Origin of the sequence: Bartonella taylorii, assembly GCF_023920105.1 — a bacterium.
GTDB classification, from domain to species: domain Bacteria; phylum Pseudomonadota; class Alphaproteobacteria; order Rhizobiales; family Rhizobiaceae; genus Bartonella; species Bartonella taylorii.
On sequence record NZ_CP083693.1, the window covers coordinates 16523 to 34324 of the forward strand.

Below are 17802 nucleotides of genomic sequence, written 5' to 3' on the forward strand. Positions count from 1 at the left end.
ATCCCAATTTAAAAGATTTAATCAAAAAAGTTTTTTCATTGCACCCTCTAAACAAAACAAAAAAACACCGTGGCATCTCATGATGCATAATTTCATTATGTATTTAAGGTGCTGTTAATACAAAGCGCTTAATTACACATTTTGTATTATATTTAAGTAATTTCCATAGTTTATTGATTCTGTCAACTTTTCAATTTTGTTTTTTAACTTAAATTATAAGCTGTATTTTTTTTGTTAACCTAGAAATAAATTTAAATTATCTTATTGTTTTTATTATACTTATTGTATAATCTGTTTTGATGCTTCATAAGCGCAATTCTATGCTATCAACGGAGATATTTTAAATATACAAAATGTTTTTTTAAATATACAAAATGTAGTTTTATTTTAGTGTAAATGACATATGGTATGTATGAATTTTTCAAATTCCATAGCATTTTTATAAAATGCTTTGCATCAATGATGCAATTTTTGAGATATATTGCGGTGTGAAGTAATCTTTTTTATGTTATATCGTAAAATACTATTTTGGGGTGTGGTGATGTAAGTTCTGTGTTCAGCGTTATAGTTACTAATCGGTAGTCATATGGTAAGTAAACCAATATTATTCAGATTACATAAGCATTGTTAGCTCTCTTTACAGAAATTGATGCGTTCAAAAATGGATGGAGTATTCTGTGTAGTCTTAAAGCGCCTGAATCATTAAATGCTCTTTACTATGTTTTTCTTTTCAAACATGCTGGCTTTTTCATCCGCTTCATCTGCATTGAGGGAAGTAAATAAACAAATTATGAAGTCGAGTATCTTTTGGTAGATTCGGCGGTTGGACATTTCAATAGCGCGAAGAACAAGAGGTTATTTGCTATGCCAAATTATGAAAATATTTTTTCAATCTTGGAAAGCTATTCCCATTGCGGAAAATCATATAAAGCTTAAGCAACGGCAGCACGATTTTTTGTGCAATGAAACGATAAGTATGTAAAACATCTCGGTAATCTCAATGGGAAACTTTACCGGATCAACAGTATGGATATTGTCTTCTGCTTACCCCAAATTGCAGATATTTCAGAACTCCAACGGTGGAGAATGAATGTTGAATATGTTTTAGGGGAGGTTGCACAAAATGACTAAAAAAGTTCTCAAAAAAAATACCGAAAATGACGAAAGGAGTGGTTTCCCACTCCTCCGTTCCTGTCTCCCCTTGCGGGGAAGCGGCCACCATTACGATGCCGTTTATGCTGACATATATACGCTTATTTTTTAAAAAAGTCAATGGTGTAAACGCGGTAAATGTTTGAGCATAAGAGCTATGACTTTATGAAACTCTTCTTCAGATAATCTTGGAACACTATGCGAACAACTTAAGCGACTTACGGAAACTGTCGTGACATAATTGCAGATAATCCATGCTTTTTTATTTTCTATAGGAGATCGAAGTGGGTAGGCGGCTGGATTATTGGGTTGTGATTTCGTAGAAAAAGGCAAAACCGTTACATTTCCATAGAGTTTTGCATTCTTAGAAAGCACTAAAACAGGCCGCTTTTTCCAAAATTCAGGCAATATTGAATCATGAGGAAAGTCGCACCAAAAAATTTGCCTAATGCGTGGTGCCGATTTGATTCGTGGTTTTATATGGGGTGGTTTTTTGTAAGGAGCATTTAAATCTCCTACCCGCGCATGTTCGCGCCATGCATCATGATCATGTTCCATCATGATGTTCGGTTCTTTAAGTTGGCATATATCTAAGGGAGTAGGCGACGGAGTTGTAACAGGAGGCGTTGTGTTCTTATCCTCAGGCATGGTAGACCATTCGTATTTATTGGTCCCCTCACTTATTGTTTATCGCTTTTCCACTGCGGGCTTCTATCAAAATATCGTAAATAAGTACAGAGATTTGAATTATAAAATGTACACATGCCTTATTTTATAGTTTTAATGCCAAAAAAGATTCGTATACGGGGCAAGTGTAGTTATACTGATTACATAAATTGGGAATAGAGAAAGCACGTTTACTCCGAAAATCAAATCAACCGTAGCTTCTTTTTCGCTCTGGAGTTTTTGATGTGCGTTTCAACGTGCTCAAAAGTTAAAACTTGCCTATGACATTATTTTGGAAAATCTGGAAATGGTTTAATTGGTAAATCTGGAAATGGGTTAATTGGTAAATCATTTACTTCAATGGTTATATTGACAATTATAGGAAACTTGCGTGCTCTTCGCGTCCACGATTGGACATAGAGAGGCAAAATCCCTTTATACTTTCCTGGAGATAGGTGTTTATTGTCTTGCTGATTAAATGATAGACTTAAGTCAAATTCTCCAGGTGAATGGTTTTGGACATCAGCCGCGCTATTCATCGTGAATGATCCCCCTATATTTTCTTTGCTTGCTTTCAAGGTTACAATATTGATTTGTCCTTCTTCGTCGAAAACCGGCAAGGTGATCAAGCTATGGCCATAGCTATACCATTCAAGTTCTGCTGGTCCTTCAGCTTTATGATAAGCAATAACTCCTGTATGGGTAATACCACTAGGCCGATAATCGAAATGTATTTTCGCTTTATTGTTAGAGTTTGGTTGTAAATCAATATTATAATTAAGGTAGTTGGATGATGCAGGGAATGGATTGACACCTGCAATGGGCGTGAAGGCCATAGCGTCAACTATTTTTACCAGTTGTCCTACGTTTGGTCTTCTTCCGATACCGTCTTTTACTCCTTCAGTATAACTGGAGCGTTTGAGAAGAGCACGCATAGATTGTGGCGTAAGAAGAAATCCACGTTTTTTTGCATGAGATTGAAGCAAAGCTAAAGCACCACAACACAAAGGTGTTGCACTGGATGTTCCGTTAAAAGTATTTGTATAGTTTCTATTATGTCCTGGGCGTTTTTGCAATGAATCATAACCCGTGGTGACCACATCCCAACCCCATGAGTTAATAAGAGAATCACGATGGCCATAATTTGAAAAAGAAGCTCGGTGACCATCAGGTGGATTACATGCACCAACCAATATCCCGCCGCAATCACCATAGTCGGGGCAAAAAGAAAGGTTTCCAACGTTGTGACCACCATTTCCTGCTGCCATTATTGTAATTACTTGCTTTTGCGTTAGGTTCTTAATGGCATCCCACCAAGATTTTATGCTGATCATTGGAGCAAACTCATTGTTAAAATACGCTTGCATATCTATACTGACGATATCACCAGGTTTAGCCTGTTCAACCACTTTATATAAGTCGTCGGTATCGTAAAAATGAAATGCAGCAGAATGGGCGATACCTGTCACACCAAAAGAATTTTTTCCGGCTGCAATACAACCCGTTGATGCTGTGCCATGATTGCAGTCCTTAGTTTCGGAACGGCTATGAACAACAGTAATATTGCCTTCTTGAAACTCCTCATGGTCTTTATAAATACCAAAGTCTATATGTCTGATAACAACACCTTGACCTGTATTGCCTTGTGCCCAAACGCTGCGGATGTTCATTCCTCGGCCTTCGTCTAAATATCTTTGGAGTTCTGAAAAATCTGGAGTGATATCATGAGAAGGGGCAGTAATTCTTTTTGCTTTCTTTTCAGATCTCGTGGAAGCTGATTTCTCCACGGATTTCAAAAAAGGTGGTTCTAGATTATCTGTAAAAGGTGTAATACTACAATAGATAACACCATCTATCTGCTCTATCTGGCGGCAAAGTTCATGGGCTGTCTTTTCATTCATCTTTTGTGTGATGATGTAATATTCATGCTCGTGTATAGAATGCCATTTGGGAAAAGAGTCTAAATTTGTTGTTTTTTTCGTCAGGCTGTAAGTTTTTTTAAATTTTTTAACTTGTTCTTTTAGAAGAGAAAATGCGCCTTTTTTGATTTTTATTTCAATGTAGAACCCTTTCCCAACATCTACTATATGGTCTTTCCCTTTAAGTTTTTTTTCTTCAGGGACGTGTAGTTCATGTGTTACACTTCTTGATTGTATTTTTTGTGGTTGGATCTCACTGTCATAAAAAACAACTTCGTTGGATTTTAGTGTTGCGGTGTTGCTTTTTGCCACAACATGATATGTTCCAGCCTTAGCAATTTTAAATAGGTGGCTTGCATCATTATCATGGACAGTTTCTACAAGAGTTGAGTTTAAGTAAAGTTCAAATTGAGATGTTGCATTCTCCTTATCTCCTTCTACATAGATAGAAGGATCTGCGCCTAAAAGTTTATAGATATTGATTTGATTGTTTATCATTATTCACTCCCTCCCCGAGAGTTTATAAGAGTGCGCAAGCAGTGGCTTGTTCACGCAAATGATATGTTATGGATGATGGTTAACGACACCAAGATGTTTCTGATAAGGGGTGCCCGCTAACAAATTGATAATGGTGGGTCACTAACGACTAGTGGCACCAACACTGGATATAGTTTACTCCTTTAAATGTTTCGCTGCAATAGAAAACAGTTTCTTTACACACTTTTAAGGCAACTATTTTTGCCAAGCTGGATGATAGACTTAAAAACTGCTTATCGTGTTTGTTATTTTCTGTATTTCTTTAAAAGTAATTTGCTCTTCTTATTTGTAGTTTTGATTGCACTATATTCTCATGAGAATGTTAGAAAGTGGGGATTTGAGAGTAGGGGGCATGTCATGGTGCTTAAAACATAACTGGAGGAATAGGATACAATGTTAAAACAAGACTGAGGGTCACGAAGATAAAAACACACAAAATAAAAGTTGTATTTAGGAAGAAATGCGGCAAAACCATGCCACAATGCCTGCTAAAAGAGAAAATGGTATGGCACCTCTTATAGGAAACGCTCAATGAGACATAAGTCGCAAGGAAGATATCCTCATATGTTTATTCGCTTGTGGAATATGTAAGTAAATGACCTTTATTGTTTGCTTCTATTGAAGGAATTTGAAATGAAAAATAACCTGTATTTGGAGATCTTTTTTGAGAGGAAAACAATATACTTTCTTGATAAATCAAATTGTTTTGTTGTATCTAAAACAAGATGAGGAAAATATTCCTTAAAGCCGTTGAGGCAAAAATAATACGAATTCTTAAAAAATAAACAGTCTAGTGTTGACGAATCTGTCCTTCTTCCTATAGTGCAGAAAGGTAATGAGTAAGTCTGTCTTTATATGACATCTGTTTTTTATAACAATCGTGCGGGTGTGGTGGAACTGGTAGACGCGCCAGACTCAAAATCTGGTTCCGAGAGGAGTGTCGGTTCGAGTCCGACCACCCGCACCACTTTATACTTTTCTTCTCTTTATTTTGATGCGTTATTCCAGCGCTGTGAAGTATCGTTCTCATTTTTCTCAGAGTTTTCTTAGCGTTCTTCTCAAGTTTACGGGATTGGAGTGCAGAAACAAATCTCTATCGTTTGAAACTGTTGAAACTATTTCTGCTCATTTCGTGGAAAATTTCTCTTACAAAAACTCCGTTTAAGTAGTTTTTTTTAAACGATATAATCTTTTAATTGGTATTATAAACAAATTGATAAAAATATTCATAATACACCAATGATCTTCATCATAGAGTCGTGCACGTCTAATTTGTTGATCTCTTCTCTACTTTGAAGGACAGCTCTTTTACAATACAACAGATAAAAAGTAAAAAACCCTGTCTTTTTTTGACAGGGTTTTTTAGTGTCTTAATTATTCCAATAATTTAGAATTTATAAGCTAAACCAAAGCGGAAATTATTAGTTTTGGCGGCAACTTCAAGTTTATCTTTTGCGAATTTCTTTTTACCAAAATCCGAATAACGATATTCTGCACGCATGATAACATTATCTGTCATGGCAAAATCAACTCCACCACCAATAGTATAGCCAATCATTGTTTCTGTTTTATCCAACACATTGCCAGAAGCAAATATAAATGGACCTTCCTGTGATTTTGACACAATTGACATGATATATTGCATCTGTGCATAGGCTACACCACCTGCGACATATGGCATAATACGATCAGCAGCAAAACCAATACGCATGCGTGTTGCACCAGCCCATTTTTCTTTTAATGAGACACTGCTTATGACGATACTACCAATATTAGGTATGGTTTCATCTGGTGCTCCAGGTTTTGTAATTGGAATTTCTGCTTTTTTAAGCACTGCATTGAGAGAGTCTAAGCTATCCTCATCAAGAATTTCTTTTCCATTATCTGTTTTTGTATCTTTTTTACCAGAAAAAACCATATCGGTATCAACACCAAGAATAAAGTTATCTCCCAGATCAATATTAGATCCCGCATAAAGCCCAGCTACAAATCCTTTCGGGTTAGGTGATAAAGATTTATCAACAAAAGCCCATTTTCTAGTTGTCGCATCGTGAGAATAATTTAAAGTGTCGTCACTTGAAAAGCCACCAAATTGTCCTCCGAGATAAAGACCGCTCCAAGAAAAAGCAGGAGCAGTAATAACGGGTGCAACACTTGGTTTTGGTTTTGAATTTTGAAAAACTATGGTATCTGCGGCTTGAGCTGTTGAGGATGCAATTAAAGTGAAAATCGACAGTGTTATTAAATGTTTTGTATTCATGAGAATCCCTAAATTTATTAAACGCATAATGAATTATATATTAAATTCAAAAAATCTTTATCTCATATTTTTATAAAAAATAAAATACTATAAAAGTTTATTATTGTTTATAAGTTAAGAATTTTCTAAGGTTTTTCGTGGGGAAATTTACTACAATAAGAATATTAAGCTTTTCAAGCAATTTTGATATCTCATTTAACTGCTTTCTTGCTCTAAAGAACACTGTTTTACGAAACAATGTACAAGCTTTAGGGGATGGGCTTTTAGGAATAAGCTTTTAGCTCTTTGAAATCCACTGTTTCAAATGTGCGAAGATATTGTCTATCGCGTCCATGAGGCGTGCAAAATCAAGGATAAGTAAAAAGAGGATGAATATTATCCACTTCATCAAGCGAGACATCATTTTTACACTTTGGTAGGTGATGATCATTTCTTGAAGCATCTCTTTTTCTGCTTCCGTAAGATTTATGTGTTTTTCCGTTTTTCTTCTACCCATGTTTCCATCCACACAAGTACTCACCTTGTTTGTTATGCTTTAAGATCTCTCTTGCTAAATTGGAACTGATGGTGTTCAGATCTTGCTGTTTTAAATAAATTGGCAACCAACCGACACAAGAAGAGCTATATTTATTTGTCGCGCAACCAGTCAGAGAGAGCAGCACGCACATCAGCATCACTTTTTTGATTAATTTCATTTTCCACCTCCAGTCGTGTTGTTGCTGCTTTTAAAGCCTTTTCTGTTTGCTTTTTCTGTTCAACCTTTTTTCCAAGGGTAAAGGCTCTTGCTAATGCAATAAAAAAAGCGGTTAAAACCGCAGCTGTTACCATTAGATTTCTTTTTATCCATAAGATCATAGACGATGCTCCTGAAAGCGTTTAGCAACAAAGAAAATACCAGCACATGCGGCTAAAATCATAATGGTTGCTAAAGCCCATTGGATGGGGCCATTGCCTGCTAACAAACCGCCAAGACCTGAGAAAGAACCAATAATCGGTGCAAGAGCTTCTGCTTTGAAAACCCCTGTTGGTGCTTTTGTTTCTACTGTTTGATAATTAGAAGAAACATAAGCCCCTTTCGCCCATAGCCCTGCTTCTGCTGCACGCCGGTGTGCAAGACCTTCAAGACACTTACCGCCTGCTTTGGTCCATTTTTGTAATTCGAAGGGGACTGCTTCATATTCACCTTGATTGAGCTTCTTTAACAGTGTCGAGTTACAAAAGGCTGTTGTTCCTACATTATAACAAAAGGACACTAACGCCGCGAATTGTTCATTCGTTAATGAAACTGTAACCGCGCGTTCAATAGTATTTTCAAATTGTTGCAAATCTTGGCGAAGAAGTTCTTCTGCTTGCTTTTCAGTGATTGTCATGCCTTCGTAAATAAAAGGCTTTCCAGCACTGTTTGTATGTCCATAACCTATTGTCCACACACCAATAGCATCTTTGTAGGCATTTAAACGCAAGCCTTCCCATTGCTTGATAAGAGCTAGCCCTTCTGATGATATTTTTCGCATATGCTTCTCCATAAAAAAATCCCCACACAAGGCGGGGATGACTGACAGACTAAAAATTAACTCCTTTTCCGCTTGTTAAGAGCAGAAGAGAAGTGAAACTTTTATTATACCACGAGGTTGGTAGGTGATGGTGTTTTGAGGTTGGTTATTGGTGCAGTTGGTTGTGGGCAGAAAAATTTTCTAAAGAGATTCTCCGAGAGGCGTTTTTTAAAGCATATGCTTTAAAAAAAACATTTAAGCTCTGGTTATCTAGGGAAATATGTTATGTATATTGTCGTTAAAAGTGCCTTGGAACTTTTAACACCGCTTTAAGATGTGCTGTGTTTTGAAAGAACAGCTGCATTTTACCTTAATATGCATGCTCATATTGTTTGCGTTCTGTAAATTGAAAAAGTAAACAAACTTAATTCATGCACTTGATGCATAAGCTGTATTCCCCTCCACATCTTGGCAAAAACGTTAAAAATTATATCATGAGAGATTTATATTCAGTGACTCTTTTCCTATGTGATGAAACAGAGACAGTTTTTTCCTCTGTTGTTACTAAGTTTTTATCGAACCTTTCACGAAGCGTTTCGCCTTTTTTGTTAACTTTTGCATTTTCAGCCTCCGGATTTGATTCCACATATTCTTTGAGGCGTTTTCTACCTTGCGTGTGTTTATAAAAAGACGGTGGGAGATACAGATCCAACTTATCAGAAGATAAAGCAGTATCTTTTTTACATAACACACCGTCAATATTATCCTTATGCATTTTTGTCAGTTTTTCAGATTCAATATGAAGCTTTTTGGCAAGAGCTAAACTAAACATTCCACATTCAGAAGAGCTTCGTTGAATATCCATTTCCACCATGGAAAAATGACATTCAGGCAATTGATAACTCCCAATGGCCATTTGTGTCCTTAATGCCAGCATTGCTGGATTCATATTATTAAATGTTGTAGGTTCAAAAAATACCAAGGATGTCTTGTCATCAATAGTCCTCTGATCAATCACCGCAAAATGGATTCCTCTTTCCTTTATGTTCACTATATATCTGGAAGCTTCAACTCCGCTTTCGACAGCTTCTTTCATGGAGAGGGCAAAGTCGTGAGGTGTTGTTGCAAATTTAAGTTTCATCTCTGGATATTTACGATTTGCCTGTTCTACTAAGGCGGGCATCATTTTAAGATCTGTCTTTGCATAATCGGCTTTGATCCAACTTCCATCAGCAATGTCCTGTTCTAATTTTGCAATAATACCTTTTAATTGTTCATGATTGAATGCTGTATCTTCTTCTTGAGTGGCACTTGTCTCTAAACGTGCAAAAGAACTTTCTAACGATTCATCTGCGCTCTCTCTTTCTTGTCTTTGTGATGAACTATGGGTGGGGTTTTTTGAATCTTGCGGTTTCATAATATTTATCTCCGTGTTAAAAGTCGGAGCTAGGATATTATTTTTATATTTTGACTAAACAATGTTTGGTATTGATTTCCATAAGGGAGGATGATGACGTTTTCTTTTAAGTCGCAGAAATTTTCGTAAAAAGGTTTTTTGGTGCAAAATTATAGACTAGTCAAAAATTTGAGTGTTCTCTGAATCTTCGAAATTTGTAAAAATTATGAGAAATTTGAGTGCATATGCAATTTTATCTTGATGTTTTTAAAATGGAAAGTCGTGAGTGCTTTTTTCGCTTACCAGGCTTTTATATTACAGTGGTGATAACGAATTTTCATGTTAACTACTTTGCTTTAAAAGACCAAGATTCATAGTTTCTACCAATCTAAGTTGTTTCTGCTGGTGATGGTTAGATCCCTCAAAGGGGTAAGTATATTCTATTAATGTGTCAGGTTGCTATTCCAACGATTGCTGTTGTTCTTAATCTTGGGATGCAAAAACCGAAATGAGACAGAGACGTCATTGTGTTTTAAAAACGCATAAACGCATTCTCTGTCACTGTTTTGAAAGACAATGTAATACAGTACATTTGATAAATATGATGAAGTATGGATACAAAAAAACCTACCCCGCATCTGTCATTAAATACGATTTTTCACACATTGTCAACAGAAAAAGCATAACCTTGTGCTTTTTATTTTAGTCTATTTGCTGGTTGTACAACAAAACTTAACTAATCCAATCAAGAAGTTTTTGCCCATGTGGAAAAGAACATCCTTTTCCTCTCTTTTTGGGGGAGAGAAATGTGAGTTTGTAAAGATTAAATATGAGGTTGGTTATTTTGCTAATGGAGTTCTGGGCGCGTTGGTTGCTGGTGGTGAGGTTTGAGCTTTCCTTGGGGTTGTTATTGATGAGATCGTTGTTGATGGTAATGTTGGCGGTAAGTGGATTTTTTCTCGGGGTCTTTCAGAGCACACATGCTTTTAATTTTGCAATAAATTTTTGCGCTGTTGTTTGATGAATATCATAGTGTAATATGGCAATGTATAGAGGGTTATGCCGTGTTATTTGTATATGTGTGCTTTTATCCGGATGTTCATTCTTTTATTTAGCCTTTAAAATGTTTATGAAGCACATTAAGAATAATACGCAACGAACAGACAAGGTAGGGGAGTGGTTGATCTTCTACAACAAGATATTGTAATGCGGCGTGAAAGTTATATTGGTGATGCAAATGTTGTGCTTCTTTAATCGCTTCTTTCATGTCTTCATAGCGATTGGTTGCTTTTTGAAGCCACTGTTTGTGTGCTTTTTCATCGGATGCGTGCGTGAAATCATCATAATAGCCGCTTGGCAAACCTTTGGCACATAAATAGTCGTTTCTAATTTGTAGATACTGTTGTGCAGTATCATATTGTTCTTTACTGATGCCCGATGTATCCTGTTTATATCCTCGTAAACAAAGCCGTCCAATATAGGTACCGACAAGCGGATTTATGGCTTCTTCTACGGTTAGTCCAAGGTGTTTTGCACGCATTTCAATTGTGAGTTGAGTAGGAGAGAGGGGCGGGCTTTTGGCACGTGAAATACGCCCATTTGGTTCTCTTAGCTTTCCTGTTATTCTAGGTCTACCGCGTTTTTTACGTATTTTCATGAACCTACCATTTGAATTTACAAAAAATTCCCTGTTAGAGAGGAAAAACTGCCTGTTTAAAAGAGGCGGTGTAAAAGGTATTTGAGCAAATGCTATGGGGGATCATCGGTGGCAGTTGCTGATAAAAAAGCAGGGATTGTAAGATTGTCTTTTTATCTCAAGTAAAAGAAACGCTTCTTGGATGGCAAAATCATCTCTGTTGCAAGTTTTTCACTGCTATTTTTATCTTGTCATTTACTGTCGATCATTTTCTTCATTAGAAACTTTTGCCCTTTATAAAAATTTTTAAATGTGTGTTGAGAGATTGAAGGGCAATTTTTCCAAATATGAACAAAAACACAGTGAAATACCATGATGAGAAATGCCATTATGGTGCATGGCATTGTGTTTTTTGATGGGGTATTTTGTTGATCTCTTTGCTCGAGGAGGCTTTGCAGAATTTTTCAATCTTTGTCCCAAAAGCCATTATTTTGTTGTTGCCTGTAGCACTAAGATTCCTGCTATGCATCACGTTGTTCATCATATCTTAGTATCCTTTTTAGGGGAAACTTTTATCGTGTTTTAAACAGAATGTACCTGTAAAAACGAACTTTATCCTTCTTTATAATACCACAATACTGTTTAGCTTTTCAAATAAAATATCAATAATATACTGATAATACAATGTGAATATCCAAATAAGTAACCAAATTATCCGGTAGTGCTCATTTTTTCTTATATTTGACGTTTCTTTTTAGAGATATCTTTTATAGAGTATATAATATAAATTTACTCTTTTCATTTTTACTGTTTTTTCTTATGCATTCCTATTTGTTTGTCAATGTGTGTGCGCCCCCTGTTTGTGACACGCAGCATACTTTTTTAGGGTATTCTTTGAAATGGGGATTGAAAATTTTCATGAAGGTTGTTAACGATTGCCTTCGTATATAAAGCTGTCAGATATCTATGAGTGTGCGTTTTGTGTATTGGTGCATTGAGGCGGGGAAGGCTGTTATGTTGGTGTTCTGTCGTCATTTGATTTATGCAACGCATGTACTATCGGTGTCCTCATTTTTTCTTATTAATCTATGGGGGAAATTCATTGGGCAGCTTTAATTAAATGCCTCATGGGAGGTGGTTTGTAAAAAATGAGAAAGCGGGGTAATGTCAGCATGACAAGTGATCAGTTACAACCACAAGACAAATTACAGTCACAACGCAATTTTGCGCAAGGACATTCAGAAAATGGATCATATTCAGCCTTTAATAAAGAATCTCAGCTCTTTTCTTTAAAAAAATCCATGGAGTTCACAGTAAGAGATTATAAAATAATCTTCTGCATAGCTATGGTTATGTTGATTTTATCGGCTTTTCGCATATTTTCTCTGCCAGTCTTTTTCTAGGGCTGTTTGCTGGAGGAATTTATGCTGGAGGAGGAGACTTTTTTGACTTTATCGTTTTTCTACCGACTTTTATCTGGGCATTGTGTATTACATTCTTACCTGTTGTTTTGGTGCTTCATTTCTTCCTCAATCGTAATTTGAAAAGAATGCTTCAGAAACTGGAAACGTCATCTGCACAACAAGATGGAGGGCGGAAATGATCCTTTTTACAATATTGTTAGGTATTCTCTCTTTTTTCGGTCTTATTATCATTACTCTTTTAAACAGTATGCTCATTATTGGGATTTATTACTTTTTTATCAAACGTGCTAGAGTGTATCTTAGTTTTGAAAAAGAACTGAACGAGAAAAGCTAGAAAGGTAATACAGAAATAGGCTTTTTATAAAAGTAATGACGAATAAGGGGCGAAGTTTAAAACTTAGCAAAAAGTTTTTGCTCCTTTTTTTTAAATTTTCATGCTTGCAAAAAACGCAATGTTATCAAACGCATTATGTGGAAGCCTTTTTCATTTCTGTTTTTTGTTATTGGAGCTTTAAGAATATCTATTTTGTAAGGGCTTTAAGAGTGCTCATTCTGAGAGAGTTCAAGTTGACAAAGTAAGAAGGCTAGCATTGTTACTATTATTGTGCTACGAACGAAATTCATATTGGTATATGTTTTTGTAACTGCTTTTTTCGTTTACAGCTACGTGGAGTGTTGTTTCGCCCATGAAAAAACGATTTAGCAATTGGAAGAAGAAAACCGACAACAAAACCTCTGTATACTGGGTAATCTGTATACGAAACGCGATAGGGGGAGATAAAGTGACGAATTATTTTTATATCATTATTTTACTTTTCCTATTCTGGATATTCGTGGGTCCTTTATTGATTAAGCCCATTTTCGCTCTGTCTCACTCTTTTCTCAAGCATGCGAGAGTGTGCTTTATCTGTTTTCAGAAACTGAGACGCGTAATGAAAGAGTGCGATGGAATATGTGCAGTTGTGAGAAGAATTTTAGGCAGATGCCTCACGGTGGTGAGTGCTGTAAAATATTTAGGAAGTGAGGGGATCTCAGCGTGACTATAGACAAAACACAACACGAATCTTTTCAAAAACAAGGTGAAAGGGCTTTCGTATCACAGGGAGCGCTTGATAAAGAATCTAAGCTCCTTTTCTTCAAAAAATGGATGGCTCTCTCAATGGGAGACACTGTTATCATCTTCTGTTTAGCCGTCATCTTATTGGTGACCGTTGGCGCTATAAGTTACATAAATCCTTTGGATTTTTTTCATGTACTATCCAAGGAACAGCTTCAAGCAATGTCTCAGGAAACGATTCAAAACTCGTTTATAGAAAATTTTAAAAAATTTTTTGGCGGAGAGGGTTTGTTGAGTGGAGCGCATATGGAAAAAATGTGGCGTGCAGCTGGATGGAATGGCGTTTTTGCTTTTATATGTTTGATACCGAATACGATTTTTGGATATCTTGTCGGACTCTTTCCTGGCATTTTTTTCTTACATATAATGTTGAATCGTGCATTAAAAGAAATGTTTCAAGAGTTGGAAAAATCATTACTGAAAAAATCGTTTGAACAATCAGATAAATCAGTTAATTGATAGAAGGCGATGGAGAGGGAAAGATGACTTCTTTAATGGTGTTGATTGCGATATTGTCCTTTGCGATAATAGGGCTGACATATAGCATGATTGCTGTTTTTACCCTTGTGGTAATTTTTGCAATTTATTACTCTTTTTTTAAGCGTATTAAGCGTTTAAGAGCTTTTTCTCGGATCTTTAAGAAACTCAAAAAAGGCGAGACGCAGCTTTTGAGCAGTCATGAAAAAGAAAAAATGACGGGGAAGAATTCAGCATTTGATATGGAAGCTACTCCTCTTTCTTTTAGAGAATCTCTGATTCTTTCAAGAAAAGATTATAAAAGACTGTTCATTTTCTCTCTCACTCTCTTTGTCATTATATTTGTGCCCTTCTTACTTTCAAGCTCAGTAGTGGGAAAAGATATTCTAAATGGGATACAAAATGGAATGAGTGGGATGCAATGGATGCAACAGTTGGCGGAGACTATCCCTGTGTGGTTTTTTGTTTGGGCCGTTACTGGTTTGGTCGTGGTTTTTATCTTGTTATGTATTGCCTTCTCTTTACCTGTTATTTTGATACTCTACGCTATACTCAATCAGAGAGTGAAAAAAATGATGAAGAGATTGGAAAAGTTTACTGTAGCAGAGACTAAACCGATAAATCTCTAGAATGTGAGAGGGGAAAAAAAGTGCTTTCTTTTATAGGATATTGGAGTCTTTTCGGACTCATCATCATAGCCATTTTATTTTTTATGGTTATTGTTGGGCTTCATTATTTTTTCATCAAGCGTGTGAGATTATATTTTAGCATGCTTAAGGAACTGAAAAAGAGGGCAATACCACCATTGTGCTCTCATGAGGGGGAAATGAAGGGAAAAGATTTAGTATTTGAAAGAGGAGACCCTTCTTTTTCATTTACAAAATTTATGGCTTTTGAGCTAAAGGAGTGTAAAATACTCTTTTTCATTTCTGTCATCATTGCGGTTTTACTGGCTGTTGGCAATATGGTATTCACGCTGGATGAGAAGGGTGATGCGAGTGTTTTAGTGTTGCTGTTGTCGAATATGGCGGCATGTGCTTTTTTCTTCATACCAATCATTGGGCTGTTATGCATAAAAATGACGAGCAAATTGAAAAAAGCAATCCAGTTGCTGGAAGAAGCGACACAACAACGCGATAAGGCTGTTCATATGCAAAGCGTGATAGGAGAGGGAAATGATGAATAGTTTGGTGGCATTAATGGCTCTCCGTTTCTTGACTGAGACAGTAACGGGCACTTTATTTACGATGCTAGCTTTGGTGTTTCTTTATTTGTTGATCAAGCGTGCGAGACTGTATTGCAAAGTGAAAAAGCAATTAAAATGCGTTCTTAAAGAACGTGATACTCTGCTTGAGCAGATAGCAAAAAAAGAAAAGAAAAATGAAGCAGAATTTAGTGTTTGATAAGGAACAGCTTTTCCTTTCTGTGCAAGATTATAAAAGAATATTCTTTATCTCTACGGTCATGATACTTGCTCCGACGGTCATTTTCTTAGGATGCCAGATGGTGTGGGGTGGGGATATTTATTCCATTATAATGTTGAAGCCGCTTGCATGCGTTCTTGTGTGTACCCTTTTATTCTTACCGGTTGTTTTTGTACTCCGTATCATCGTGACGCGTAAGTTGAAAAAAATGATTCAACAATTGGAAGAAGAAATCCAACAGCAAGAGGAACGGATATTATCAGCTACAGCGGTTGAGGAATAAGTGAAGCGTTTTAGAGTATTCCTCATTTTCCGCTGCTTGTTTTTATTGTCCCTATAATCCATTATCCTTGGTTTTTGAACGTGCTGTGGTGTTGGCGAAAATAAGTGCCAAGACAAAGCATCTCAGTTATGACTTACTTGAACAGATTGCAGAGACGTTGCCCCTGAAGGTGGTTAGCTATCAGCATTTTAGAGCTAGAGACTCGCAGTTGTGTAATAAAAATAGAGATTATCATAAAAAACTGTTGAGAAGATAAAACAAGAATTAAGGTAAAAAGGCCTCAAGATGTTTTATGAGGGAGGGATATTTGCAGTCGCAAACTAAGAGATCGCAATAAGATTTTTTAACCATAAAAGATGATGCGTTAAGTTTTATGAATATAAAAGTTCATTGAGGGCAATCAGTTGTTGAGAATAATAAAGAGCTCCTTTATAGAAGATTAAGAAAAGCTTAAAAATTTAAAGAAAATGAAAAATAAAAGAAATGAGGGAAAATGCAGGGGAAAAATTCAACGCTTGATAAGGAACCGCGCTTTTTTTCATTCGAAGAAGCGTTTCTCACAGCGAAAAATTATAGAGTTCTCTTTTACATCTCTGTCATCATAGTGCTGTTTAGGATAGCCATCTTTGTACCATTCTTTTTAAGTTGGGAGCCGACAGAGTGGCAAAAAACCATTCTTTCTGGTGTCTATATATTACAGGAAGTTATAGGGCTGTGTATTCTGGCCTTCATACCGGTTATGTTAGTGCTTCGCATTATATTGGGGTACTTGTTGGAAAAAAATATTCAGAAACTGGAAGAAGCAATCTGCAAACGAAACAAAACAACCCGTCTACGAGATGAATTGTCTAAAGAGTCATGGGGGAAAAATGGGCATTGATCTTATAGGTTTAATGATCGTGGGGGGCTTATTTGTGGCGGTTTTGGCCGTTTTCATTAGTATGCTCATTTTTGCGCTGTATTACTCTGTATTCAAGCGGGCGAGAATGTATTGTCGGGTAAGAAAAGAACTAAAACGCGTGCTTCGAAATGATACAGTGCTGGAAGGTTCATGGGAGAAAGAACCAGCAGCTCAACGAATGTGTGCACAAGAAGTGTGCGAAGAGCCTCATGAAGATTATGATGATGACGAAGTTCTGACTATGAAAAGTGCAACAGCGCTTTTAAAGAGCTTGGGATGGTTGATTGAAATTGAGGGAAGAGGTGATCATCTTGCGACCTATTATTTACCGGAACGAGAAGTGCAAATTCTTTATAATGATGAAATCAATAGAGGTTTCCCGCAGTTTGATTATGGATTTTTAATTGTGACTGGTCTTCTTGCTGCTGCTTGTCAAATTATTGACCCTAGCAATTCTGAAACTTTGCCAGATTTAACATTGAATTTTGAGGCTAAGGGACTTGAAATTTTTGAAGAAAGGGTGCGTGCTCAGCGCTTAAAGCAGGCGCTTAATGAAGCTTTAAAATGGGCAATGAAAGCTGTTAATCTTCATGAAGTGCTTCATACCCGATATGGCACTCCACCTTGGGAAGGTGATGAGGCTACAGGAGAGCATACTGCTTTGCTACATCTTGGGGCTCTGGCGTTGCTTGGTGATGTTGAGACATTACTCTCTTATAGAAAAAGCTTTGCACAAGGTAATCGACTTGGCTTTGAGGAACACATTGAAGAAATACATCTTGAACGTGCTGTGGTGTTGGCAGAAGAAAGTGCCAAGGCAACGCATCTCAGTTATGATTTACTTGAACGGGTTGCAGAGAAATTGTCTCTGAAAGTGGTCAGCTATCAGCATTTTAGAGCTAGAGACTCGGAGTTATGCAATAAATATAGGGATTACCATAGAAAATGTGTTGAGGAGATGAAACAAGAATTAAGGCAAAAAGGATGCATTGTGTGTGATGAGGGAGGGATGTTTGAGGCTGAGAATTGAGGAGATCTTGTTGTGATATTTTTACTATTAAAGATGGGAAAATAAAAAACTTAGAGAAAGTAAGAATAGGTTAAAAATTAAGGTAAA

General features: G+C 36.5%; 17 protein-coding genes and 1 tRNA gene. 9 read left to right on the plus strand and 9 right to left on the minus strand.

Annotation, left to right across the window (positions count from 1 at the left end):
• Positions 1–1269 precede the first annotated feature (1269 nt).
• On the minus strand, positions 1270–1800 hold the full coding sequence (locus tag LBE40_RS00075; protein WP_004857678.1) for a type II toxin-antitoxin system PemK/MazF family toxin: 531 nt from the start codon (positions 1798–1800) through the stop codon (positions 1270–1272).
• Between the two features lie 305 nt (positions 1801–2105).
• Positions 2106–4235, minus strand: a complete 2130-nt coding sequence (locus LBE40_RS00080; protein WP_004857676.1) for a S8 family serine peptidase — start codon at positions 4233–4235, stop codon at positions 2106–2108.
• A gap of 921 nt (positions 4236–5156) precedes the next feature.
• Between LBE40_RS00080 and LBE40_RS00085 the strand changes: the two genes are divergently transcribed.
• Positions 5157–5241, plus strand: a tRNA-Leu gene (locus LBE40_RS00085).
• Between the two features lie 420 nt (positions 5242–5661).
• Here LBE40_RS00085 and LBE40_RS00090 read toward each other — a convergent pair.
• The 6 genes from LBE40_RS00090 to LBE40_RS00115 all read right to left on the minus strand — a co-directional run bounded on the left by LBE40_RS00090 (position 5662) and on the right by LBE40_RS00115 (position 9444).
• Positions 5662–6534: an outer membrane protein gene (locus LBE40_RS00090; protein WP_004857674.1), complete on the minus strand. Its 873-nt coding sequence runs from the start codon at positions 6532–6534 to the stop codon at positions 5662–5664.
• Between the two features lie 277 nt (positions 6535–6811).
• Entirely contained in the window at positions 6812–7030 is a 219-nt protein-coding gene (locus tag LBE40_RS00095; RefSeq protein ID WP_040296844.1) for a hypothetical protein, read from the minus strand.
• A complete protein-coding gene (locus LBE40_RS00100) occupies positions 7023–7229 on the minus strand; it encodes a hypothetical protein (RefSeq protein WP_081485985.1) in 207 nt (68 codons plus the stop codon). The genes LBE40_RS00095 and LBE40_RS00100 overlap by 8 nt, the downstream gene beginning before the upstream one ends.
• Positions 7162–7389, minus strand: coding sequence for a hypothetical protein (locus LBE40_RS00105; protein ID WP_004857672.1), 228 nt, complete (start codon positions 7387–7389; stop codon positions 7162–7164). Before LBE40_RS00105 ends, LBE40_RS00100 begins: the two co-directional genes overlap by 68 nt.
• On the minus strand, positions 7386–8048 hold the full coding sequence (locus LBE40_RS00110) for a lysozyme (protein ID WP_004857670.1): 663 nt from the start codon (positions 8046–8048) through the stop codon (positions 7386–7388). The genes LBE40_RS00105 and LBE40_RS00110 overlap by 4 nt, the downstream gene beginning before the upstream one ends.
• Before the next feature lie 466 nt (positions 8049–8514).
• Positions 8515–9444 (minus strand): YopJ/AvrA family T3SS effector serine/threonine acetyltransferase, encoded by a 930-nt coding sequence (locus LBE40_RS00115; RefSeq protein WP_004857668.1) that lies wholly within the window; start codon positions 9442–9444, stop codon positions 8515–8517.
• Between the two features lie 741 nt (positions 9445–10185).
• Here LBE40_RS00115 and LBE40_RS08355 point away from each other — a divergent pair.
• The gene (locus LBE40_RS08355; protein ID WP_004857665.1) at positions 10186–10314 is read left to right on the plus strand and encodes a hypothetical protein; all 129 of its coding nucleotides are present in this window, start codon (positions 10186–10188) and stop codon (positions 10312–10314) included.
• Positions 10315–10534: 220 nt separating this feature from the next.
• Here the strand turns inward: LBE40_RS08355 and LBE40_RS00120 are convergent, their stop codons facing one another.
• Positions 10535–11080 (minus strand): hypothetical protein, encoded by a 546-nt coding sequence (locus LBE40_RS00120; RefSeq protein ID WP_004857663.1) that lies wholly within the window; start codon positions 11078–11080, stop codon positions 10535–10537.
• Between the two features lie 2439 nt (positions 11081–13519).
• Here LBE40_RS00120 and LBE40_RS00125 point away from each other — a divergent pair.
• The 7 genes from LBE40_RS00125 (at position 13520) to LBE40_RS00155 (ending at position 17715) form a co-directional block, all read left to right on the plus strand.
• A complete protein-coding gene (locus LBE40_RS00125; RefSeq protein ID WP_004857656.1) occupies positions 13520–14059 on the plus strand; it encodes a hypothetical protein in 540 nt (179 codons plus the stop codon).
• A 23-nt stretch (positions 14060–14082) separates the two neighbouring features.
• Complete coding sequence (locus LBE40_RS00130) at positions 14083–14706, plus strand: hypothetical protein (protein ID WP_004857655.1); 624 nt, start codon at positions 14083–14085, stop codon at positions 14704–14706.
• 197 nt (positions 14707–14903) lie between these two features.
• The gene (locus LBE40_RS00135) at positions 14904–15263 is read left to right on the plus strand and encodes a hypothetical protein (RefSeq protein ID WP_245256391.1); all 360 of its coding nucleotides are present in this window, start codon (positions 14904–14906) and stop codon (positions 15261–15263) included.
• On the plus strand, positions 15253–15480 hold the full coding sequence (locus LBE40_RS00140; RefSeq protein WP_040296774.1) for a hypothetical protein: 228 nt from the start codon (positions 15253–15255) through the stop codon (positions 15478–15480). Before LBE40_RS00135 ends, LBE40_RS00140 begins: the two co-directional genes overlap by 11 nt.
• Positions 15458–15784 carry a hypothetical protein gene (locus LBE40_RS00145; protein WP_040296773.1) on the plus strand — a complete coding sequence of 109 codons (327 nt, stop codon included), beginning with the start codon at positions 15458–15460 and terminating at the stop codon, positions 15782–15784. Before LBE40_RS00140 ends, LBE40_RS00145 begins: the two co-directional genes overlap by 23 nt.
• Positions 15785–16277: 493 nt before the next feature.
• The gene (locus tag LBE40_RS00150) at positions 16278–16664 is read left to right on the plus strand and encodes a hypothetical protein (RefSeq protein WP_004857648.1); all 387 of its coding nucleotides are present in this window, start codon (positions 16278–16280) and stop codon (positions 16662–16664) included.
• Entirely contained in the window at positions 16654–17715 is a 1062-nt protein-coding gene (locus LBE40_RS00155) for a DUF6990 domain-containing protein (protein WP_004857646.1), read from the plus strand. The genes LBE40_RS00150 and LBE40_RS00155 overlap by 11 nt, the downstream gene beginning before the upstream one ends.
• The last annotated feature ends 87 nt before the right edge of the window (positions 17716–17802 follow it).